Raw genomic sequence first — 22,995 nt, 5'->3', positions numbered from 1 at the left:
TTCATGACCCTATGATCAAAAAAATACGCTTGTTCTGTGGTTTTGGCTTTTTGGTCTTCCCACTCTGGTTGTCTGCTCAGGCTTTTGAATTTGGAATGGAGACGACAACCGGCATTTCCAACGCAAGCTTTAGTGGGGAACTCTCAGAAATCGTAGGGTTTTCCGAATTGGAAATCGCTGATACCGAAGTAGACAGCGCCTTTGCGTTTTTCGACCTCAATGCGCCCCGCTGGCTGAAAAACCTTTTTCCCGGATTACGGATCGAGATTGAGCAGGAACTACAGCGGCAGCAACGGCGCAACGTACGCATGGCCCGATTTTTTGTCCGTTATAAATTTATTGGCGGCAGTGTATCGGTCTCTGACCCTCGCTATATCGACCGGGCGGAAAGTAAAAAACTGAGCAATCAGATTGAATCGGTGCGACTGTCCCTGCGAGGGGATGCCGAAGCATTAGCCGGGCATCTTGCCCAAATGGCGCTGGCAGATGCAGGGCGGCCACAGCCTTTCTTTGAAAACCGCTACGATGCCGAGGTTTATGTCCACTTCAAGAAGCTATTCCTGGGCGACAAGCCTTTGGTCGCCTTTGGTCGCAATAATCAAATCTCGATTGATGCCGAATTGACCGGTGGGCTGCGCCTGAGTGCCGACCCTTCGCCAATGGTAGACCTCGGCAATATCCTTTTTATCAGTGAGAAGCTGGACAGCCTGATGGAAGGCGGCTTGTTGGCACCGGTGGAGGATATTACCGATCAGGTAGCGGTGGCTTTGCAAAATATTGTTTTTGGAAAATTCCGTGACCCGCGCACCATCCCCTCCCTGGGCTGGTTTGCACGAGCCACTGTACCCATCAATTTTGGTGGTGGCTTTTCGGTGATCGGCGGGTTGGAAGTAGCCCGCAGCCGGCATACGGTGGTCAATGGTACGGATCCTATGCTGCTCACGTATGCCCACCTGGGTGTACGCTGGCGCACCGGGTTTGGCTGGAAGAAAAATAACGCACAACAATCTGCCCGGCGGCGGAAATAAACCTTAAATGACTATGAGAAAAAAAATACTACTACTGATCTTCATCATACTCGGCGGGGTGGCTGCATGGGCACAGGGCCGTGTAGGTGAGCAAAGCACCCGCTACCTGCTGGTACTGGATGATGCACAACTGGATTTCGGCGTCAAGATGAACGCCGTATTTGCACTCGACGACCGGGCACCTTTGTCCGCCAATCCCCACTTTCAGGCCATGTGGAACCTTGTGAAGCTGGGCGCTTCTCTGGAGGCTTTGCTGCAGGGCGCAGCCGAGCCGATGAGCGAGCTGGAGATGGGAGAGGAATTTGGGCGCAATGGCTACAACAAAACGGTGGCGACTTTCTTTTTGCGCTACAGCTTTGGAGAATCTTCTGATTTGCAGTTGCAGCCACAGTCTATTGAGCTTGGCGTAAGCCCGGGCTACTTTAGGGAAGGGGGGCAAGGCATGAACCTCCATCTCGACTACCGGTACAGCTTTCTCAAGACCCGCTACGGAGCAGGAGGCGGCAGTCTCGACCGCCCCTTTGATTACGAGGTGTTCCTCGGCTTGCGCACCGGCTTTGACTGGAGCTTTGAGCGGTCGGAAAGCGAAGCCGGCTTTTTTCAGTTCCTCAATCAGGAAATAGAGCGTATTGCTTTGGAGAATGAATTCACAGCTACCCAGTTGGTGGCTTTGCAGAACCTGGCAGACGACAGCAAGGTGCTCCTGCCGGAAGACGTTGGCGGGCGGGCTTTCCACATCGGCCCTATTGCCGGCATTCGGTTATCGAGGAAGTTGTTTTCTCACGGGCGTATCTTTGCCCACAGCCAGTTTTTTTATGACCTGATGGACGTGAGTCAGGGCAGAGATGGGGAGGTCAACCGTCGCAGTCAGCATCATGCAGCGGTACAAATGGGGATAGAATTTGCCATTGGTGGTGAAGGGCGGCGCACTAGCGGCAGTTTTTACTAAACCACTACAAAGGCAAGCCTTCAAAATTTTATTTTGTGATAGAATTAGCGTATTTTCGCTACATACAAATTATTTATTTTCTAATATTTTGAGCAGGCTTACAGCCCTTAACTGAATAAACCAATAGCATATGTTTTTTGAACTCACCGAAGAGCAACTGGCCGTACAGGAAGCTGCACGGGAATTTGCCCAAAAAGAACTCAAGCCGGGCGTTATTGAGCGCGACTCCAAGCAGGAATACCCGACCGAGCAAATCCGTAAAATGGGCGAGCTGGGTTTCCTGGGTATGATGGTCTCGCCGGAATACGGCGGCGGCGGTATGGACACGATGTCCTATGTACTGGCGATGGAGGAGATTTCCAAAGTGGATAACTCCTGCTCTGTGATTATGTCCGTAAACAACTCTCTGGTCTGCTGGGGTATTGAAACCTACGGATCAGAAGCTCAAAAAGCCAAGTACCTGCCCAAACTGGCGACCGGAGAGTGGATTGGCGCGTTCTGCCTTTCCGAACCGGAGGCTGGTAGCGATGCCACGATGCAGCGTACCACGGCTGTAGATATGGGCGATCATTATATCCTCAATGGGACCAAAAACTGGATTACGAACGGCGGCACTTCCAGCGTACACCTCGTAATGGCGCAAACGGACCCCGAAAAAGGGCACCGCGGTATCAATTGCCTGATTGTGGAGGCTGACTCTGAAGGGGTAGCGATTGGTGCGAAAGAGGACAAGCTGGGCATCCGCTCTTCTGACACCCACACCATCATGTATACGGATGTGAAGGTGCCTAAGGAAAACCGCATTGGCGAGGACGGCTTCGGCTTCAAGTTTGCGATGAAGACCTTGTCGGGTGGGCGTATCGGTATTGCTGCTCAGGCACTGGGCATTGCCGGTGGTGCCTATGAGCTGGCGCTCAACTACTCCAGGGAGCGCGAAGCATTCGGCAAAGCCATCAGCAAGCATCAGGCAATTGCTTTCAAGCTGGCGGATATGGCTACGGAAATTGAAGCAGCCAAACTTATGGTTTACCGGTCGGCCTGGCTCAAGGACAATCATATGGACTACGATATGGCGAGCTCGATGGCGAAAATGTACGCTTCGGAGGTGGCTATGCGGCATACAGTTGAGGCCGTGCAGGTCCACGGTGGCTATGGCTTCGTGAAAGAATACCACGTAGAGCGCCTGATGCGCGATGCGAAGATTACACAGATTTACGAAGGCACTTCTGAGATACAGCGTGTGGTGATTTCCCGCAATATCCTGAAAGGGCAGTTGTATCTGCCTATTTTCCGGGGCAGTATGCAGGAACAGGGCGCATAAGCAGCGGCTGCCCGCCAAAAAAGTATAGGAAAGCATCTTCTCAGTATCGGGGAGGTGCTTTCTGTTTTTTAAAAACTAAGCCTCCGGTTTTTACGTTTGTCAAGGGAGTATATTTCTTTACCTAACCTCACTCATGAAAGGCGTTGTTCAGATTGCAAAGTTCTTCGGTATACCGGTACAAGTCCACTGGACCTTCCTGCTCATCTTTGTGTGGGTGTTGGCCAAGGGGCTGGGAGAAGCCTGGGACTGGGAGACGATGGCATGGATGACGGGGTTTGTGCTGGCCATCTTTGGCTGCGTGGTACTGCACGAGTTTGGGCATGCTCTCACCGCCCGCCGCTACGGGGTGGATACCCGCGATATCATTTTGTCGCCCATTGGAGGGGTGGCCCGCCTGGACCGCCTCCCCGAGGATCCGGTGCATGAATTTATGGTCGCTGTGGCCGGGCCCATGGTCAATGTGGTCATTGGTATAGTCCTCTCCGCTCAGCCTCTGCTGGCCTCTGACCAGAGCCGCACGAAGTTCTACAACTTCTTCATGAGCCTGGTCTACCCCAATTCAAATATCTTTTCTGTGGGGTTGTCGGGTTGGGATTACTTCCTGTTCGGGCTCATTTTCCTGAATGGTATTCTGGCGGTTTTCAATATGGTACCGGCTTTCCCGATGGACGGGGGGCGGGTGCTGCGCGCACTGTTGTCGATCCGGCTTGGCCGGCTGAAGGCTACGCGGATCGCCACTTACGTGGGGCAGTTTCTGGCTGTTGGCCTGGTGGCTTTTGGGGTATGGCAGTTCAGTATTATCACAGCGGTGATCGGCGTTTTCGTATTTGTGATGGCGGCCAATGAGTATAAAATGGTGCGCTTCGATGGCATTCTCAGCAAGCACGCTGTAGCCGACATTATGCGTCCGCAGTACACTCCGTTGTACACCGATCAGCCGCTATCTGCTGCTTTTGATCAGATGCAGCATGGCACCGAGCGCCACTTCCTGGTGTTTGACGAGTGGCACAACCTGACCGGTACGCTAGGCGAGCGCAAACTGGTGAAGCTGGCCAAAGACAAGAAACTCGATCCTTCCTCGATCCCCCTCAGCAGCGTCATCCGCCCTTTCCCCGATGCCCTCCTTCCCACCGACCCGCTGGATGAAGCTTACGGCAAGGTGTACTGGAAAGGCCGTGGTATCCTCCCGGTCTTCCATCAGGGCAAGCTGGTAGGTGTGGTGGATGAGAATGGGCTGTCGGGGTTGTTGAAGGTGAAGCGGTAGGGTAGTTAACCTCGTACTTCGCTAACTTCGCTTCTGTGAATTTTACTTTTTCGGGTGCTTCCTGAAGGCGTACATCTATCTTAATGTTGCCGTCTTGGTTCTGGTAGATGAGGATTTCGCTGTTCATATGGTATGAAATTTATCATCCGTCCAATTTTCAGGATTATTGATGATGTATTCCGAAATGCGTTGATACGATTTTTTGGTTCTGATGATGTGGTCGTGATAATTTCGTTGCCATAATTTACCCATTGTTTTATTTTTGATTTTGTAAATTTTCAAACAACCATTCGCCACCAATGATTTATATGCCCCAACAATGTCGCCAACCGTTTTCGTAGGGGCAGGGCTTACCCCTGCCCTAATATCATTGCCAACAATCATTTCATTTTGGGCAACCGCATCATTTTGGGCAACCGCAAGGGTTGCCCCTACACCCAATGCGATGATACCGTGCATATGGTTGGGCATTATTTGAAAAACATCCAATTCTAAATTTGGAAACCGTTCCGATAATTGCACCCATTCATTATAGGCAATTCGGCCATATTCATTCAAAACCATTTGGCTATTTTTAATATGTCCAAATCGGCAAATTCTATCCTGACAACAAATCGTAACAAAATACAATCCTGCCTGCGAATAATCGTATCCTTTTAATCGGATAGACCTGCGGTGGTGAATATGTGGATTGTATCTATTCATTCATCTGGGTTATCCAAAAAAACAATGGTGCTTATCCTCTTCAATCACTTCCAATAATTCCTCCAAATGTGTAGCAACGGGATAAGGTTCGTATGCCTCCCATTTTCTGCTGGCACGTATCCAATACAAGTTCCATTCGCCACGTGATTTGTAATATCGTATTTTGGCAAATTCGTGATGCAGTATATTCTCGGGTTTGTTCCATTGCGGACGAATTTCATAGATTAAAACAACACTACCGTCCCAAGAAAAGCCCATATCCAATTGCTTTCGAACTTCTATATCTTTTGGGCGAATCTGCTCTATGAATACCTTTAGTATCCTATCATTAAGATCTATCTCCTTTCCTTTCATAACAAATCATTAATCATTGACGGCTTATCAGAAACCATCCTCTTCACAACCCCCTCTCATCAGTACAGGGCAAAGTAGTCAGCTATTGAACTTGTGCCATTTGCACCAGCCAGACAGAGCCTTCAGGCGCTTTTGCACAAGTGCTAACTTTCTTTCTTCTGCTTGATGCTCAGGAAGTAGCTCAGCCCAATGATCACCAGCCCCAAAGCAATGCCATAGCCCATAATATCGTCCTCCCCATTCCAGGTGACGACTTTACCCATAAAGGAAATACTCATGACTAAAATCGCCACCGTAATGAGCATGACCTTGAGCTGATCCATGTTTTTGATGTTGATCCAGTCGGGCAGGCCGGCGATCGGTTGAAAGAAGAGCTCGTACAAGCCTACCGCTACAAGCAGGGCGGTGATGCCGAGCAGAAAAAAATCAACGATGCCCACCACAATTACGATGATGTCTTTTTCGGAGTGCTGATTCTGCAGGATACCACCTGCCGCGTGTACCGTCTCTACCATACCGTACAGCATTACCGCAACGGATAAGGCAAAGATGCCCAGCAGCCCAATTGCTGCCAGTCCTTTTATGCAGTAAATGAGAAACCGATTGCCCATAGTTGTTTTTATATATAGTTGACAGTTGGTTACTATGCTTCTAAGTCGGGGGCGGTGGGTAAGCAGTCTACCTGTACAGACTTGTAAATAGAAAACTGTACTTTATTGACCCAATAAATTGAAGGGCATAAAGATAAAAAGATAATAGGGTGCAATTACCAACAATATCTACTTACTCTTGCATCAATTTAAGAAATGCCGCTGCTTTTTGGACATTGACCTTGGGAAAAGATAGATCGTGTAGTACATTAAAGTGTTTATCATTACTTACAATAAAGTCAGCATTACTCGCGATCGCGCAGTCTACAAATTTATTATCGTCCGCATCTGACTTGACGAGCTGCCATTTGAAGTACTTGGTAGTCCAAAGAACGTTTGGAGCATTTTCTATAAGCTGCAAAGCGTACTCTGTTAATTCATTGCCCATATGCCTGGACAAGACCTCTTCATACTCTGCAAGAATATCTGTCGTGACGCAAAGTTTGTACCTCTCCGTAATAAAGGCATCGAAAATTGGGCGAAACCTGGATTTCGGAGAAATGGAAACGAGTAGCACATTAGTATCCAGCACCACTTTCACAATAGCTTAATTTTCAGGGTCATAGGGGGTGCGTTCATGCGTTTCCAGCAGCCGGTCCATGTCTTCGTCCGACCAATTATTTTTTTCCCAGGCTTCATCGGCCAGGTGGGACACTTTTTGAGCCAGGTATTCTACGATCAACCTTTTAATCTCACGCAGATCTTCTTCATCCAGTTCACGTGAGAACAACCTGAGGATCTCAAGTTGCTGGTCGTTTAGGGGGAGTTTTTGTGCAGAGTCCATGAAAATTCTTTTTAGCAGTCCTAACTAAAACCTACTCCGGATCAAAAGTATGTGAGCCCTGACCGGGAGGGTTATAAATAGGAACAGCTTACCCTGAAAAGCGGTTCCGTTTTCTCTACATATTCCGCCGGTACTGTCCACCGACTTCATACAAAGCATGCGTAATCTGCCCCAGGGAGCAGTACTTGGTGGCTTCCATCAGCGCATCAAAGAGGTTGCCGTTTTGGATCGCAAGCTGTTGCAGGTGCTTCAGGTGGCGTTCGCTGCGGTTGGCATTCGCTTCGTGGAGCTCTCGCAAGCCTTGGATTTGCCCTTCTTTTTCTTCTTTGGTAGCGCGGATGACCTCTCCGGGCCGCACCGTAGGCGAGCCTTCTTTATTCAGGAAGGTATTCACGCCAATGATAGGCAGTTCGCCGGTGTGCTTGAGCATCTCGTAGTGGAGGCTCTCATCCTGAATCTTACCGCGCTGATACATCGTTTCCATCGCGCCCAGTACGCCGCCGCGCTCAGTAATGCGGTCAAATTCCAGGAGTACGGCTTCTTCCACCAACTCGGTCAGCTCTTCAATGATGAAGGCACCTTGCAGTGGGTTCTCATTCTTAGACAGACCGAGTTCGTGGTTGATGATCATCTGAATAGCCACGGCGCGGCGCACGCTTTCTTCCGTTGGCGTGGTGATGGCCTCGTCGTAGGCATTGGTGTGCAGGCTGTTGCAATTGTCGTAGATGGCGTAAAGGGCCTGCAGGGTGGTACGGATATCGTTGAAGCTGATCTCTTGTGCGTGCAGGGAGCGGCCCGAGGTCTGAATGTGGTACTTCAGCTTTTGGGAGCGCTCATTGGCGTTGTACTTTTGCTTCATGGCTTTCGCCCAAATACGGCGGGCTACCCGGCCGATCACGGCATACTCTGGGTCTACACCGTTGGAGAAGAAGAAGGACAGGTTGGGCGCAAAGTCGTTGATGTCCATGCCCCGGCTCAGGTAGTATTCCACGAAAGTGAAGCCGTTGGCCAGGGTGAAGGCGAGTTGCGTAATAGGATTGGCACCAGCTTCTGCAATATGATAGCCGGAGATGGAGACGGAGTAGAAGTTGCGCACCTTATTCCAGATGAAGTGCTCCTGCACATCGCCCATCAGCTTGAGGCTGAATTCGGTAGAGAATATGCAAGTATTCTGTGCCTGATCTTCCTTGAGGATGTCGGCCTGCACGGTGCCACGCACGGAGGAAAGGGCTTTGGCTTTAAGCTCATTGTACACACTTTCTTCCAGAATTTGATCACCGGTTACGCCCAGCAGGAGCAACCCGAGCTGATCATTGGTTTTGGGGATATCGGCGCGGTACTGCGGACGGGGCAGCCCGTGGTCATCGTATAATTCCTTCAGTTTGGCTTCGACTTGGTCTTCCAGCCCATGCTCGCGGATGTACTTCTCGCACTGCTGATCGATAGCCGCATTCATGAAAAAGGCGCAGATGGTTGCCGCCGGGCCATTGATCGTCATGGAGACGGACGTCTTGGGGTCGCACAGGTCGAAGCCGGAGTAGAGGCGCTTGGCATCATCGAGGGAGCAAACACTCACGCCGGAGTTGCCGATTTTACCGTAGATGTCCGGCCGGTAGTCCGGGTCTTCGCCGTATAGCGTCACCGAGTCAAAAGCGGTGGACAGGCGCGCGGCTGGCATGCCTTCGGACAGGTAGTGGAAACGCTTATTGGTGCGCTCCGGACCGCCTTCTCCGGCAAACATGCGCGTAGGGTCTTCGCCTTTGCGCTTGAATGGGAAAACGCCGGCGGTGTAGGGAAATTCTCCCGGCACGTTTTCCTGTAAGGACCACCGCAGGATCTCACCCCAGTCCTTGAAGCGGGGCAGGACTACGCGGGGAATGCGGGAGTGGGATAGAGAAGTCGTGAATGTCGGCACACGGATTTCCCTGCCCCGCACCTGATAGACGAATTCATCGGCCTTGTACTGTGCCTTTTTATCTTCCCAGGTCTCAATGATACGCTTGCAGTAGCCATCGAGCCCCAGCTCCACTTCCTCGTAGGCTTTTTTCAGACTCGCCAGGGTTTCTGCTTTATTGGGCAGGTTGTCCTCCGCCTCAATCGCTTTGATGGATTCGTTGAGGGCGAAGAGCTTACGTGCCACCTGTTCCTGCCGGTCCACCCAGGCATCGTAGTTGCGGTTGCTGTCGGAGATTTCCGAAAGGTAGCGCACCCGCTTGGGCGGAATGATGAATATCTTTTCGCTCACCTCATCGCTGGCCATAAAGTCGGACTTCAGGCCAGCGCCGGTGCGCTCGGCGAGCACGTCCATCAGCGTGCGGTACAGCTTGTTCATGCCCGGATCGTTAAACTGAGAAGCGATGGTGCCAATGACCGGCATCTCGTCCAGCGATTTGTCGAAGAGCATGTTGTTGCGCTGATACTGCTTCTTCACGTCCCGGAGAGCATCCTGTGCGCCCCGCTTGTCGAATTTATTGATGGCGATTACGTCCGCAAAGTCGAGCATGTCGATCTTCTCCAGCTGAGTGGCGGCCCCATACTCCGGTGTCATGACGTAGAGCGACATATCGGAGTGGTCGATGATTTCCGTATCGGACTGCCCGATCCCGGAGGTCTCCAGGATGATAAGGTCGTACTGTGCGGCTTTGAGAATGTCGATGGCATCCTGTACATGCTTAGAAAGCGCCAGATTGGACTGCCGGGTGGCGAGGGAGCGCATGTAGACGCGGTTCCGGGCGATAGTCCCTGTAACAGCGTTCATCCGGATGCGGTCGCCCAGCAGCGCGCCCCCGGTTTTACGCTTGGAGGGGTCCACGGAGATGATGGCGATGGTTTTATCTTCGAAGTCGAGCAGGAAGCGGCGCACGAGCTCATCGACCAGGCTCGATTTGCCCGCCCCGCCGGTACCGGTAATGCCCAGCACCGGAATGGTTTTGCCCTCAATGTCTTTGCGCAGTTGTTCGAGCCAGCTGCGGTTCTCTTCCGGGAAGTTTTCGGCTGCAGAGATCATGCGGGCGAGTACATGCGGGTCTTTATCTTTGAATTGCTTCAGCTCACCGTTGAGGTGGGTGCCCACGGGGTAGTCACACTTTTCCAATACGTCATTGATCATGCCCTGCAGGCCCATGTCGCGCCCGTCATCCGGGGAGTAAATACGGGTGATACCATAGTCGTGCAGCTCTTCAATTTCTTCCGGCAGAATGGTACCGCCCCCACCTCCGAAGAGTTTAATGTGGCCCGCACCCCGCTCCTTAAGCAGGTCGTGCATGTACTTAAAAAATTCCGTATGCCCACCCTGATAAGAGGTAATGGCAATGCCCTGCGCATCTTCCATGATGGCGGTATCGACAATTTCCTGTACGGAGCGGTTGTGGCCGAGGTGGATGATTTCAGCGCCTGAGCTCTGCATGATGCGGCGCATGATGTTGATGGCGGCGTCGTGCCCGTCAAAAAGAGAAGCGGCGGTCACGATCCGAACTTTATGTTGTGGTTGGTAGGGCGCTACGGTTTGCATACGTGGTTTTATTGGTTAAAAGCGGCACAAAATTACAAAAATTCTGTAAGACTAGTTTGGTGACTAGCCTACAGATGTATAACAAACCTGAGGGTTGGTGGTTTTACACAGCGTGGTTGACCGCGCCTTATATTCAAGAGGAATGATTTTCAACAAGACCAGGGGATTGAAGGCATCTCCAATCCCCCGCCGGGTAAATCTACCTGGCTATCTGTGTATGATCTGTTCCTTATTTTATGGCTTCAAGGATGTACTCTCTATATAGCGAAAGTCCCCAGGCGCATGATGGCGAGGTCAGAACGATCTAGTTTTCCGGCATTTGCTGATAGCGCATCCCTTCCACGGACTTACTTAGCCTGGCTCTTACCTTCACGTCTCTCGGGGTGGGGTTTGAAAGTAGGACCGTTTCCCGCCTGCCTGCCCGAAGTTGGGTTTGCCCTCTGCCAGCCAGGATGAAGCTTTGGATTTGTTTACCGGTTGATTTTTCTATAGTCCGAATATTTAGGGTTACGCTGCTCAGGTTTTTAAGTTCAGCGCGAAAGCTGCTGTTCTCCCCTTCACCCAGCACAAATTCTTCTCCGGCAGGAATGCCAATGGTAGAATAGGAGGCGCAACTGCTGAGCGTGATAGCAAGCAGTATTGCGAAATTTCGGAAATAAGATAGCTTAGTCATGGTGCATTAGGTTTTGATCCATAATGCTGCAAAAGTGCCGTTTCAAAGGCTTTACAGCGCCTCGAAATGCATAATGAGACGGATTGGACCGTCCGGTCTGAGGGAAAAACAATATCAGTCTTGAAAAAATGCGGTGGGTGAGCTGCCGGTATGGCCTTTGAAGGCGCGGTTGAAAGAGGCTTTAGAGTTGAAGCCTGATTCGAAGGCGATAGCGAGGAGCGTCAGGTGTTCGTGTTGCCCTTCCTGTACGAGCCGGATAAATTCCTCCACCCGGTACCGGTTGACTAATCCCCGGAAGGATTCGCCCCGGCTGCTGAGTACTTTGGATACGGTGTTGCGGTGTACGCCTAAAAGCTTAGCAAAGGCTTCCAGGCTGAGTTCAGGGTCAAGATAGGGCTTGTTTTCCTCAAGTAATGCATCAATTCTGGCCGAAAGTTCCGGCGCTTCAGCAGGTGGTTTGGTTTGGGCTTCCGGCAAAATCAGGCTCTGATGCTGGTACAAATAGGCGTGGTACCCGATCAACAGGCTGATGCCAGCATAGGACAACTTCAGCGGGAAAGCCACCCATTCCATATTGAACAGGTTGTACTCGAAAAAGCCATACAGCACCCAGTCCAGGATTTCGTAACCTGAACTGATCAGGAACAGAAACGCCAGGGAGATGTTGAACCGCCGGAGCCAGCGGTAGACAGGGCCTTTCCAGAACAATTCCGGGACACCGTGCAGCATGCGGTAAGCTGCCCCCAGGTACCCAAGTGCAAGTACTATGAGCAGCCCTTCCTCAATAAACTGTCCGCAGGGGGCGATCACCTCCCGCCAAATCCAGCTCTTATATGCCGCGCTTCTAAATCCAATCGACAAATAAAAAAGGAATTGTAGCACCGGGAGGATAAAGTGGGGCAGGTGCCGGCGTTGCAGTCTAAAGGAAGGCTGTATCCTTGACCGCACGAAAAAGTAAAAGAGCGGCCCAAGGCTCAGGCTAAAGTTGATCGGGATAAAATACAGAAAGGGATACTGTGCGTAGATGCCAGCCATAGCAAACAGACCATTGCTGAGCGTTAATGCATAGAGGATCAGCAGTATACCCAGCAGCAAATTAGACTGCCGCATCCCCGCTTTGCGCAGCAACAGCTGAACGCCCACCACAAGGCAAAGGAGTATGCCAAACCCGGAAAGGAAGATGGCGATCAGGTCAGGTATGGCGATGTTCATGGAGGGCTGGGCTTATGTGCTTATCCCTCCGGCAGCAAATCTGGCATCAGGCCCGACAAAATCTCCCGCATTTTAGGCTCAGCGCCCTGCGCTACTGCAATGACTTCCTCCACGCTTGTCTCGGTCAATTCCTCAATAGGATAGCACTTATTGGTGGCTACGGACAGGACCAGTACAGGAAGGTTGGCGTGGCGGGCTACAAGTACCTCGGGCACGGTAGACATACCCACGAGGTCAGCGCCAACTACGTGGGCAAATTTATACTCCGCCGGGGTCTCCAGGTTGGGGCCCTGCAGGCTGAGATAAACGCCTTCGTGAGCGCGGATGCCCAGGTTTTTGGCCACAGCGAGCCCTTTGGCATTCAGCCTGCGGTCGTAGGCATTGAGCATATCCGGGAAGCGCGGGCCCAGGCGCTCGTCGTTTTCGCCCCGTAGTGGGTTTTCGGGGTGGAGGTTGATGTGGTCGCGCACAAAGACGATATCGCCGGCCTCCATATTGGCATTCACGCTACCTGCCGCATTGGATATCACCAGCCGCTGCACCTGCATGGCCGCCATGACCCGCACCGGGAAGGTAATCTGCTTCGCCGTATAGCCTTCATAATAGTGGAAACGGCCGGCCATCGCCATCACCGGTATACCCTGGAATTGCCCGAATACAAGCTTGCCCTGATGGCTTTGCACGGTAGAGACCGGGAAGTGTGGGATATCCGCGTAGGGGATTGCGACCTCGGTATCGATGTGGTCTGCCAAATTGCTGAGACCCGTACCGAGAATAATACCCAGTTTGGGCTTGACGGCCGTCTTACTTTTGATATAGGCAACGGCTTCCTGTATCTGATCGTAAAGTATTGTTGACATAGATAAGGTGTGCTGAGGCAGTAGTGAATAGTTGAATTTGCTGCACCGGAAGCGCTTCCCGGTGCAGCAAACTTATTTAATCGACAATCATTTGCTCGCGGTCGAGCTTTTGCTGAACGATATTTTCCGGTAGCTCGACGTGCTCGTACTCCTGACTGCGGAGCTGCGGGATATACCCGGCTTCGCGGATGGACTCCTGTATGCCATCGGCTGTGAAGCGGAAGCGGGCACCGGCAGCGGAGACCACATTCTCTTCGATCATGATGGAGCCAAAATCATTGGCCCCGGCATGCAAGCAGAGTTGTGCCACCTGCTTGCCCACGGTAAGCCAGGAAGCCTGAATATTGGTGATATTGGGCAGCATAATGCGGCTCATAGCGATCATGCGTACATACTCGTCTCCGGTACAGGTATTGCGTGCCCGCTTGAGGCGCTTCAGGATGGTATCCTCATCCTGAAAAGGCCAGGGGATGAAGGCGATGAAACCCTTGGCGCCTTCCGGCTTCATGGCTTGCACTTCGCGGATGCGCACGAGGTGGTCCATGCGCTCCCAGTTGGTCTCAATATGCCCGAACATCATCGTGGCAGAAGTGGTCAGGCCTACGTTATGGGCGGCATGCATGATGTCCAGCCATTCCTGCCCGCCACATTTGCCTTTGGAGATGAGTCGGCGGACCCGGTCGGCGAGGATTTCAGCCCCTGCGCCCGGCAGGGAGTCCATCCCGGCATCTTTCAGCGCCTGCAGCACTTCGGTATGCGTACTGCCCTCCAGTTTGGTGATGTGCGCGATCTCGGGCGGGCCGAGAGCATGCAGCTTAAGGTCAGGGTACAGCGCCTTGAGCTGTTTAAACAGGTCGACATAGAAGCTTAGGCCGAGGTCGGGGTGGTGCCCGCCCTGCAGCAGGAGTTGCCGCCCGCCGTAGGCATAGAGCTCGTCAATTTTCTTTTGGTATTCTTCAATGCTTGTTGTGTAGGCCTCCTCGTGCCCGGGGCGCCGGTAAAAATTGCAAAATTTGCAATTGGCGATACAGACATTAGTGGTATTCGAGTTGCGGTCGATGATCCAGGTAACTTTGTTGTGTGGCACGTGTTGCTTACGCAGCTTATGCGCAACGTGCATGAGCTCCGCAGTAGAGGCATTTTCAAAAAGGAATACGCCTTCATCTGTGGAAAGGGGCTCAAGATTAAGCGCCCGGTGCAGCAATTCGTCGACTTTCATATTTTTCTTTTTCCTGGTCTCTGTAATTATTGATCCAACAAATATAGCGCAAGGTGGTTTGGCCCCGGGCACAAACGGTTCAAAAATCATTGAAACCCGGGGGCGGCTCGCCCTAAAAATGAGGCGCGCTGCTCAAATATGTCGCAGTGTGTTGCTTTTCAAACAATAAGGACGTATATTTGCACCAGAAAGAAAACAAACTCGAAAGAGGGAACGCGAAAACGTTCCCTCTTTTTGTTGCAGGTACTTCACGTGCCGGGTTCAAAATTTTGAATGGCTGTGGTAGAAGATAAAATCAAGGCCCTCCTTGAAGAGAAATTTCTGGAGGATGCCTTCTCCGATTGTTTTTTGGTAGACCTAAAGCTGCACGCGCACAACAAGCTTGATGTGTTTCTGGACAGTGACTTTGGTATCTCATTTGAGCAGTGTCAGCGGATCAGCCGCTACCTGGAGCACTATCTGGATGAGGAGCAGTGGCTGGGCGAAAAATATGTACTCGAAGTGTCTTCGCCCGGGGTATCCCGCCCCCTGATGATGCAGCGTCAGTACCCGCGCAATATCGGCCGCAAGGTTGAGGTTATGCTCAAAGACGGCGACAAACGCACCGGCATTCTCAAGGAAGTGGACGAAGGGGGGATTACCCTGGAAGAGAAGATCCGTATCAAAGAAGGCAAGCGCAAAAAGACCGAAATCATTGAGACTGAAATCTCCTTCAGCAGTATTGAGCATACTAAGGTGAAGGTTACTTTTTAAAAAATCATAAGCAGGGAGTGCCTGAGCACTGCCACCAAATAGTAGATAACCATGATGAATCTGGTTGAAACCTTTTCGGAGTTCAAATCCGGAAAGAACATAGATCGCCCCACAATGGTCCGCGTACTGGAAGACGTCTTCCGCACGCTCATCCGCAAAAAATACGGGACGGATGAAAATTTCGACGTTATCGTAAACACCACTAAGGGTGACCTGGAACTTTGGCGTGTCCGCGAAATCGTACCCGATGGAGAAGTAACAGACGACCGCAGTCAGATTTCAATTTCTGAAGCCTTTGCTATTGATGAGGACTATGAGATTGGCGAGGAGTGCTACGAGCAGCTCCACCTGGAGGATTTTGGCCGCCGTGCCATCATGGCCGCCCGGCAAACGCTGATTTCACGCATTATGGAGTTGGAGAAAGACGAAATCTACCGCAGCTACAGCGAGCGCATCGGTGAAGTGGTGGTGGGCGAAGTGCATCAGATTCTGAAGCGGGAGTTCCTGGTTTTGGACGATGCTACCGGCAACGAATTGGTGCTGCCCCGTAGCGAGACGATCCGCGGCGACTTTTTCCGTAAGGGAGATATGGTGCGCGGTGTGATCAAGGCGGTGGATATGCGTAACAACAACCCTGCCGTAATCATGTCCCGTACGGATGCCTTGTTCCTGGAAAAACTTCTGGAGCAGGAAGTGCCGGAAATCGAAGACGGGCTAATCACCATCCGCCGTATCGAGCGTATCCCCGGCGACCGCGCAAAGGTGGCCGTAGAATCTTATGATGACCGCATTGACCCGGTAGGTGCCTGTGTGGGCATGAAGGGGTCTCGTATCCACGGAATCGTGCGGGAACTGCGCAATGAGAATATTGATATTGTCAACTTCACGAATAATGAAACGTTGTTCATACAGCGTGCTCTGACGCCAGCGAAGATCACACGGATCGCCCTGGACCAGGAAAAGAAGCGGGCAGAGGTATTCCTTGAGCCCGATCAGGTCTCCCTGGCTATCGGCAAAGGCGGTACCAATATCAAGCTGGCCAGCCGTCTGGTCGGTTATGAAATTGACGTATACCGGAATCAGGTCGAAGAAATTGAAATCGACGATGTCGATTTGGAAGAATTTGCAGATGAAATTGATGGCTGGGTTATTGAGGCCCTCAAAGCCATTGGTTGCGATACCGCCCGCTCTGTACTGGAGCTCAGCAAGGATGAATTGCTGCGCCGTACGGACCTGGAAGAGGAAACCGTCGCGGACGTTCTGGGTGTCTTAGCTGCTGAATTCGAAGATTAATTTAAAATATCGGGAACTCGTACGCTGCTTTTAGTGTTCGAGTTCTATAAATCATGGTATAAAAGCCTTCAGCCTGAAGGCTTTTTGCTGTTTTACCGTACAGATTTTTACAGATTAGAGGTTAATCCTTTTATCTTTGCGGCAGATCAGGTCATTCTGAATGAGAAAGCCCTTTTATTGATCCTGATTATTTGAGATAGGTTGAAAGCTTTTGGTATGTTACTTTCTATTTTATTCATCCAAAAAAGATAGTAAGATATGTAAAGGAAAAGAGAAGCTCTTGCCTATCTGCAGACGTTGCAAAAAGTACTAAAACTTCATAATGGCGAAACGTTTAGTTAAGATAGCTAAAGAATTAAATGTAGGAACCTCTACGATCGTAGAGCACCTCACCAACAATGGGTTCGAGATAGAGAACAAGCCTACCGCTAAAATCTCGGACGAGATGTACAATGAGCTCCTCAAGGAATTTCAAAAGTCCATCGCTATCAAAGAAAAGGCTGATCAATTGGTGATTGGCAACCGTCCCGCCGCGGAAGACCCTGGCAAAGGGGATAAAAGGGCTCCCGAGGTACCTGCTCCCAAGCCTAAAGCTGAAGTCAGTAAGCCTGTTACGAAAGCTCAGCCACCTACCGAAAAAGCAGTGCCTCCTGCTGCAGAACCTTCCGCGCCCAAACCTCCTTCTTCCGAAAAGGAAAAGCCCGCTGAGCCCAAAGAGGCTCCCAAAGAAGCCGAGCCTGAAAAGAAGGCAGAGCGGGTGAGCGGATTGAAGGTGATGGGCAAGATTGACCTGGACGCGGCCGGCAAGGGCAAGAAAAAGCCAGCTGAAGACAAGAAGGAAGAAGCACCAAAAGCGGAACCCCAGAAAGAAGAAAAAGCAAAGACCCCTGCGTCTGATGCCAAACAAGACCCTCCTGCTGATAAAGCGAAGGAAGAAAAACCGGCTGCTAAGGAAAAGCCTGTAGAACCCAAGCAGGAAACAGAGGCACCGAAAAAAGAAGAAGCCCCGAAAGAAGAGGCGCCTGCACCCAAAGCGGCTCCTGTCGCTGAAACTGAGGTGCCTTCCAAACCGGAAAAAACCGAAAACAAAGCGCCCGAGGAAGCTCCTAAGCAAGAGCAGGCTGCCAATTCAGACGAAAAGGCTCAACCTGCAGCTGCCGAAGGACCGAAAGGTAAGCAAGAAGAGGCCACCGATAAAGGGGCAGAAGCCGGAGACGCGGCTGCAGACCAATCGAAAGGAGGACTGGTCAAAGCTGAAGCGCCTGAACTTCGCGGCCTGAAAATCCTCGGTAAAATTGACGTCGATAAGGTTGATCGGTCGAGCCGAAAGAAAAAGAAGAAAGACGACAAAAAGGAAACGCCTTCTACTTCTACCTCTACTAATGATGAGCCTCGCAAAAAGCGCCGTAGAAAGCGTAAAAAAGTGGTTGCGCCATCGGATAGTGGTTCCGGGAAAGGCGGAACTGCACGTAGTGGCAGTGGTGGTAGCGGAGGCAGTGGTGGTAGCCGCCGTCCTAAGCGGGGCCGCAAAAGAGATGATGAAGTAAAAGAAGTCTCTCAAAAAGAGATCGAAGATAAGATCAAGGCAACGATGGCCCGGATTTCCGGGGGTGGAAGTAAGCGAAAGCGACAGAAACTGCGCCGCGATAACCGTGAACGCCTGAGAGAGCGTCAGGAAGAGCGCGAGCAGGAAATGGAAAGCAAGTTTCTGGAAGTTACAGAGTTTATCTCTGTTCAGGAACTCGCCAACCTGATGGATGTAGGGGTCACCGATGTGATCATGACCTGTATGAACCTCGGCGTTATTGTTTCCATTAATCAGCGCCTTGATGCCGAAATCATCGAGCTCGTTACGGAGGAATTTGGCCACGAAGTCAAATTCATCAACGCGGGTGAGGAAGATGAGGAAGAAGAAGAAATCATCGACGATCCGGAAGATCTGGAACCAAGAGGACCGATCGTTACGGTGATGGGCCACGTTGACCACGGTAAGACTTCATTGCTGGACTACATCCGTGAGGAGAAAGTAGCCGACGATGAGGCGGGTGGTATTACGCAGCACATTGGTGCTTACGAGGTTTACCTCGGGGCGCAGGATGATGTAGCCAAGAAAATTACCTTCCTGGATACGCCGGGTCACGAAGCCTTTACGGCTATGCGTGCACGGGGTGCCAAGGTCACTGATATTGCGGTGATTATCATAGCCGCGGACGACAGCATCATGCCGCAAACCAAGGAGGCTATCAGCCACGCACAGGCTGCTGGTGTACCAATGGTTTTCGCCATCAACAAGGTGGATAAGCCCGGTGCTCAGCCGGAACGCATCAAGCAGGAACTCGCTTCTATGGACTTCCTGGTGGAAGAATGGGGCGGTAAGTACCAATCACAAGATATTTCTGCCAAAACCGGAATGGGCATTGATGAGCTGCTGGAGAAAATCCTGCTCGAAGCAGAATTGCTGGAGCTCAAAGCCAATCCGAACCGTGAAGCGGTGGGAGCGGTTATCGAAGCCTCGCTGGACAAAGGCCGGGGTTATGTAACCAAAATCCTGGTACAGACGGGCACACTCGAAATTGGAGACCCCATGGTGGCAGGTGAGCATGCAGGTAAGGTGAAGGCGATGTTTAATGAGCTTGGTAAGCGTGTGAAAGAAGCAGGGCCTTCCAGCCCGGTTCTTGTACTCGGCCTTGGCGGTGCGCCACAGGCAGGAGAGCGCTTCAGAGTCATGGAGAGCGAGCAGGAAGCCCGTACGCTGGCTACCAAACGAGCCCAAATTTCCAGAGAGCAGGCCAATCGTGCAACTAAACGGATCAGCCTTGATGAAATTGGCCGCCGACTCGCACTGGGCAACTTTAAGGAGCTCAACCTGATCGTGAAGGGTGATGTGGATGGCTCAGTAGAGGCATTGGCAGACTCCCTGATTAAACAGTCTATTGAGAGCGTTCAAGTGAATGTGATCCACAAAGCGGTAGGGCAGATCATTGAATCTGACGTACTGCTGGCTTCTGCTTCTGACGCTATTATCATTGGCTTCCAGGTGCGCCCATCAATGGGTGCCCGCCGACTGGCAGAGCGCGAAGGAGTTGAGATCAATACGTACTCCATTATCTACGAAGCGATCGAGGAAGTTCGTGCAGCCATTGAAGGTATGCTCGAACCGACCAAGGAAGAGAAGATTACGGCGCAAGTCGAAGTCCGCGAAACTTTCAAGATCAGCAAAGTGGGTACGGTTGCCGGCTGCTACGTGCAGGAAGGCAAGATCAACCGCAATTCTTTGATCCGTATCATCCGAGATGGTATTGTCATCTATCCGATTAAGGAGGGGCAGACCGGAGAGCTCTCTTCACTGAAGCGTTACAAAGATGACGTTCGGGAAGTGAAGTTCGGTACGGAGTGCGGTCTTTCCGTCAAAAACTACAACGACCTCAAAGTCGGTGACTTTATTGAAGCCTACGAGATTATAGAGATTAAACAAACACTGGATTAGAGCGCGAAGCACTAATTGAGCTTGTTTTAACGATAGAAAAAGGCGCTTTCAGTTGCTACTGAAGGCGCCTTTTCTGGTGTGCAAACTCTTCTTTGGAGCTATTGCTGCCCGATCATCATATCGCTGTAGGACACTTCGATCAGGTCTTTGGATCTGATTTTGAATAAGTCGAGATAGTACTGGCACTGCTCCCGCAGTTTCTCTTCACCGATGCTCCCATCTTTGTCAATGGCTTCGATTTCCACGAAGGAACCCAGCCCTTCCACTTCATCTACATGAAACTTTACATTCTCAATGAAGTAGATAGAGCGGCGTTTGGTCACAATGGCCAGTACGGGCAGGGCTTGTTCCAGCACATCCTTTAACTCTGCTCCTCCTTCCGTTTTGTACAGAGACACATCGGAGCGCTTAGGCCCCGCTTGATTACTGCGGAAGTAATGGATCAGGGCATTTTCTATGTTGCCCTGCCGAAGTTTCAACCGGCCTTTGTTCACTTTAAAGTAGGTGTCTGTTTGTTTATCAGTGCCCAGGAATTCGGCTTGTTGGGCGGCAAGCAGAGCGTGGATTTCGGCCGGGTTTTGAGACTTGGCCTTTATTTCTACATTAATTCTTTGCATGGGTTTGCTGTCTTTTCGATCTGATTAAACCGCCCAAAATTACGAATAGCCCCAATAGAAACAGGCATATCCACCACAGAAAATCTCCGGAAGAAAGGGAAAGTGGGGCCATATCGCCCTGTGCGACGTAGCCGGCCCAGAAAAAGGGGTGCGCAGCTTTGGCGGAGGCGCGGTGTATGTAGTCGAGCTTGGCGTTTCGTAAGGCCGCATCCTTGGTGATACCGGTATGGAGTTGTTCGTAGAAGCTGCTCATGAGGTCGGCGGAAGCCTGATCGCTTACCCGCCACAGGGTAGTGATCAGGCTCCGGGCTCCGGCCTTGGAAAAAGCCTGGGAGAGACTGATTACACCTTCCCCTTTGGAGAGCTCACCGAGGCCAGTCTCGCAGGCACTTAGCACGACCATGTCTGCCGAAAGGTTCATCAGGTATAACTCCCGCGCATACAAGCGGTGGCTCATTGCGGTATCCCCGGGAATTTCCGAAAAGCACAGGTAAGAATACTCGCCCTTTTTATCATTGGCCTTAGCATGTGTGGCCAGGTGCAGGACCTGATACTTTGGTGCCTGCTTCAGAAAAGCCGCTTTAGTAGCAGCATCTGCTTCCAGGGTTTTTGCAGAAAAGAAGTCGGAGATCCGATTGACCTCTTCCTGGTTAGCCATCAAAGGGCCGAATTCACGCCTGCGCTGTGATACGGTTGCTTCAGCAGCCCTGCTATCAGAAAAAGAAGGTGCAAAACCCAGAATGGCCGAGCGGTCGTGCCTGTTGCTACCGCCTTGCCTGACAAAATCATAGGGCGAATAGGCATAACTCACCTGATGGCTCTGAATCAGGTATGGATACTCGTTAAACGGGGTTTCCGGGTCCGGCGTTGCTTTGAGCAATACATCAAACGGCAGGTAGGCCACGCAGTTGTCTGGCACGATCAGCAACCGGAAGGGCAATAGGCTATCCACAGGTTCCAGCAATTGCTGGTAAAGCCAGTGCGCACTTTTGGCGTAGTTCTCCACCAGTGCAGGAGAGGGCTCAAGTGCCCATTCGTAGAGCGCGTCCCGCATCGTACTGACCTCCCGGGCAAGCCCCTCCGGGATTTTGGTATTGTAAAGGCTGATATTTTCCCCATCCAATACAAAGGTGAACACATATTGGTAGCCAATGAAATACTGCACCATCGCGCGGTCATCTTGCCTAAGCTGTGCCTGCACCAGTTGCAAATCAGGAGGCTTGGGGATGTCCCACATCTGTTGCATGCCAGGAAAGGCAGCCTGCAAGCTGTCCAGAAAATTGAAATATTGGTTTTTAGCATAGAGGGCAGAGTCGACGAGGCTGGGCGCTTCCCCTTTGTCTTCCCGTTGTTCATGCAGTCGGTTTTCGAGGGTAACAAACTTTTTCCTCAGTTCAAACCGGCGCTGAAGCAATGCCGTGGGAAAGAGCTGCTCCGCCGCTGCATTTTGTGCCGCTTCCCGTACATGTATCGCTTTGCCGCGGCCCGCTACCGAAAAGGCTTCCTGCAGGTAGCGGGTATCCTGTGTCTCCTCGTAGAGTTTGTACCGGACATACAGGGCTTCTTCGTACATATAGTAAAACCGGTCAATGAAATAACGCGAAGAAGTGTGGCTGAGGTTTTTACTCATGTACTCCAGCAAATCGAGGTACTGCTCCTGGTACGCCCGGGATGCCCGTAGGTTGTCTAGTGTGCCCCCGTTGGCGTAGTGGAATTGTTCGTTTTGGGCGTGGTAATACAGAGTCAATAGTAAGGATATTGGACTATCTAACCGATCAAAAGGGAAAGGTTTATTTGGAGTGTAGCCTAACTTTTCAAGGGCTTGATCTAGATATTCTTTTGCCTTTTGATTTTCTCCTAACCAAGAATAAGAAGCGGCTATGTTAAATAACGAAAATATAGGAGAGGCAGGGAACGGGTGTAGTCTTTTTAATTCTAATGCGTTCTTATAACATTCAATTGCTTTGTTTAGCTGGCCATCATAGTAGTATATATCTCCAAGCTTTTTGATAATTAGTGCATTGTCTTTTGGTGAAAAACGGGTGGGGTTTTTCTCTACTCGTTCGACAAGAGGTTTGATAAATCTGATTGCTCTTTTTCTTTCACCAACTCTTTCATAGTAGTTCGCTAAATTTATGCTATACTTTATATAGCATTTGTTTTCAGGCAGATTGCAATAAGGTTTTGCTCTATTAAGCATTTCTTTAGCTTCTTCTATCTTTCTCTTTTTGAATTCTAATTCTGCGAGTAAGCAATAAAGAAAACCTTTGAACTCTCTGTCTTTTGATATCGATTTCGCATCTGTATCTAGTAAT

At 51.0% G+C, this 22,995-nt stretch carries 19 protein-coding genes and 1 pseudogene; 7 read left to right on the top strand and 13 right to left on the bottom strand.

The genetic code is table 11. From position 1 onward, the window contains the following. The first annotated feature begins 11 nt into the window (after window positions 1-11). The 4 genes from RIC19_RS14565 (at window position 12) to RIC19_RS14550 (ending at window position 4,562) form a co-directional block, all read left to right on the top strand. A complete protein-coding gene (locus tag RIC19_RS14565; RefSeq protein ID WP_350179059.1) occupies window positions 12-1,028 on the top strand; it encodes a hypothetical protein in 1,017 nt (338 codons plus the stop codon). A 13-nt stretch (window positions 1,029-1,041) separates the two neighbouring features. Further along, window positions 1,042-1,977, top strand: a complete 936-nt coding sequence (locus tag RIC19_RS14560; RefSeq protein WP_350179058.1) for a hypothetical protein — start codon at window positions 1,042-1,044, stop codon at window positions 1,975-1,977. Window positions 1,978-2,107: 130 nt separating this feature from the next. Continuing rightward, entirely contained in the window at window positions 2,108-3,298 is a 1,191-nt protein-coding gene (locus RIC19_RS14555) for an acyl-CoA dehydrogenase (protein WP_350179057.1), read from the top strand. A 133-nt stretch (window positions 3,299-3,431) separates the two neighbouring features. After that, on the top strand, window positions 3,432-4,562 hold the full coding sequence (locus RIC19_RS14550; RefSeq protein WP_350179056.1) for a site-2 protease family protein: 1,131 nt from the start codon (window positions 3,432-3,434) through the stop codon (window positions 4,560-4,562). 123 nt (window positions 4,563-4,685) lie between these two features. Here the strand turns inward: RIC19_RS14550 and RIC19_RS14545 are convergent, their stop codons facing one another. The 10 genes from RIC19_RS14545 to mqnC all read right to left on the bottom strand — a co-directional run bounded on the left by RIC19_RS14545 (window position 4,686) and on the right by mqnC (window position 14,530). Continuing rightward, window positions 4,686-5,267, bottom strand: coding sequence for a transposase (locus RIC19_RS14545; protein ID WP_350179055.1), 582 nt, complete (start codon window positions 5,265-5,267; stop codon window positions 4,686-4,688). 9 nt (window positions 5,268-5,276) lie between these two features. Beyond that, window positions 5,277-5,621: a DUF3024 domain-containing protein gene (locus RIC19_RS14540; RefSeq protein ID WP_350179054.1), complete on the bottom strand. Its 345-nt coding sequence runs from the start codon at window positions 5,619-5,621 to the stop codon at window positions 5,277-5,279. A 143-nt stretch (window positions 5,622-5,764) separates the two neighbouring features. Next, window positions 5,765-6,232, bottom strand: coding sequence for a YqhA family protein (locus tag RIC19_RS14535; protein ID WP_350179053.1), 468 nt, complete (start codon window positions 6,230-6,232; stop codon window positions 5,765-5,767). Window positions 6,233-6,404: 172 nt separating this feature from the next. Continuing rightward, window positions 6,405-6,812 (bottom strand): putative toxin-antitoxin system toxin component, PIN family, encoded by a 408-nt coding sequence (locus RIC19_RS14530; RefSeq protein ID WP_350179052.1) that lies wholly within the window; start codon window positions 6,810-6,812, stop codon window positions 6,405-6,407. A gap of 6 nt (window positions 6,813-6,818) precedes the next feature. Beyond that, window positions 6,819-7,055 (bottom strand): DUF8507 family protein, encoded by a 237-nt coding sequence (locus tag RIC19_RS14525; RefSeq protein WP_044218872.1) that lies wholly within the window; start codon window positions 7,053-7,055, stop codon window positions 6,819-6,821. A gap of 115 nt (window positions 7,056-7,170) precedes the next feature. Continuing rightward, window positions 7,171-10,566: a methylmalonyl-CoA mutase family protein gene (locus RIC19_RS14520; RefSeq protein ID WP_350179051.1), complete on the bottom strand. Its 3,396-nt coding sequence runs from the start codon at window positions 10,564-10,566 to the stop codon at window positions 7,171-7,173. A 304-nt stretch (window positions 10,567-10,870) separates the two neighbouring features. Next, complete coding sequence (locus RIC19_RS14515) at window positions 10,871-11,239, bottom strand: hypothetical protein (RefSeq protein ID WP_350179050.1); 369 nt, start codon at window positions 11,237-11,239, stop codon at window positions 10,871-10,873. Between the two features lie 114 nt (window positions 11,240-11,353). Beyond that, entirely contained in the window at window positions 11,354-12,451 is a 1,098-nt protein-coding gene (locus RIC19_RS14510; protein ID WP_350179049.1) for a helix-turn-helix domain-containing protein, read from the bottom strand. Between the two features lie 20 nt (window positions 12,452-12,471). Further along, window positions 12,472-13,311 (bottom strand): purine-nucleoside phosphorylase, encoded by an 840-nt coding sequence (locus tag RIC19_RS14505; protein WP_350179048.1) that lies wholly within the window; start codon window positions 13,309-13,311, stop codon window positions 12,472-12,474. A 76-nt stretch (window positions 13,312-13,387) separates the two neighbouring features. Further along, on the bottom strand, window positions 13,388-14,530 hold the full coding sequence (mqnC, locus tag RIC19_RS14500) for a cyclic dehypoxanthinyl futalosine synthase (protein ID WP_350179047.1): 1,143 nt from the start codon (window positions 14,528-14,530) through the stop codon (window positions 13,388-13,390). Between the two features lie 273 nt (window positions 14,531-14,803). Here mqnC and rimP point away from each other — a divergent pair, with 273 nt between their 5' ends. The 3 genes from rimP (at window position 14,804) to infB (ending at window position 20,063) form a co-directional block, all read left to right on the top strand. Next, entirely contained in the window at window positions 14,804-15,283 is a 480-nt protein-coding gene (rimP, locus tag RIC19_RS14495) for a ribosome assembly cofactor RimP (protein ID WP_350179046.1), read from the top strand. A gap of 54 nt (window positions 15,284-15,337) precedes the next feature. Further along, window positions 15,338-16,576: a transcription termination factor NusA gene (nusA, locus tag RIC19_RS14490; protein WP_350179066.1), complete on the top strand. Its 1,239-nt coding sequence runs from the start codon at window positions 15,338-15,340 to the stop codon at window positions 16,574-16,576. Window positions 16,577-16,898: 322 nt separating this feature from the next. Continuing rightward, window positions 16,899-20,063, top strand: a complete 3,165-nt coding sequence (infB, locus tag RIC19_RS14485) for a translation initiation factor IF-2 (RefSeq protein WP_350179045.1) — start codon at window positions 16,899-16,901, stop codon at window positions 20,061-20,063. 98 nt (window positions 20,064-20,161) lie between these two features. On the opposite strand, the gene RIC19_RS14480 is transcribed toward infB, so the two are convergent. The 3 genes and pseudogenes from RIC19_RS14480 to RIC19_RS14470 all read right to left on the bottom strand — a co-directional run. Then, window positions 20,162-20,680: a class IV adenylate cyclase gene (locus RIC19_RS14480; protein ID WP_350179044.1), complete on the bottom strand. Its 519-nt coding sequence runs from the start codon at window positions 20,678-20,680 to the stop codon at window positions 20,162-20,164. Then, window positions 20,667-22,427 (bottom strand): CHAT domain-containing protein, encoded by a 1,761-nt coding sequence (locus RIC19_RS14475; protein WP_350179065.1) that lies wholly within the window; start codon window positions 22,425-22,427, stop codon window positions 20,667-20,669. The genes RIC19_RS14480 and RIC19_RS14475 overlap by 14 nt, the downstream gene beginning before the upstream one ends. 189 nt (window positions 22,428-22,616) lie before the next feature. Next, window positions 22,617-22,880 (bottom strand): annotated as a pseudogene (locus tag RIC19_RS14470) (tetratricopeptide repeat protein); the annotation flags it as partial. Window positions 22,881-22,995: the final 115 nt, after the last annotated feature.

Origin of the sequence: Phaeodactylibacter sp. (assembly GCF_040219495.1) — a bacterium.
Taxonomy (GTDB): Bacteria; Bacteroidota; Bacteroidia; order Chitinophagales; family Saprospiraceae; genus Phaeodactylibacter.
Note: the sequence above shows the minus strand (reverse complement) of the source record. Positions and strands in the feature narration are given on the sequence as shown.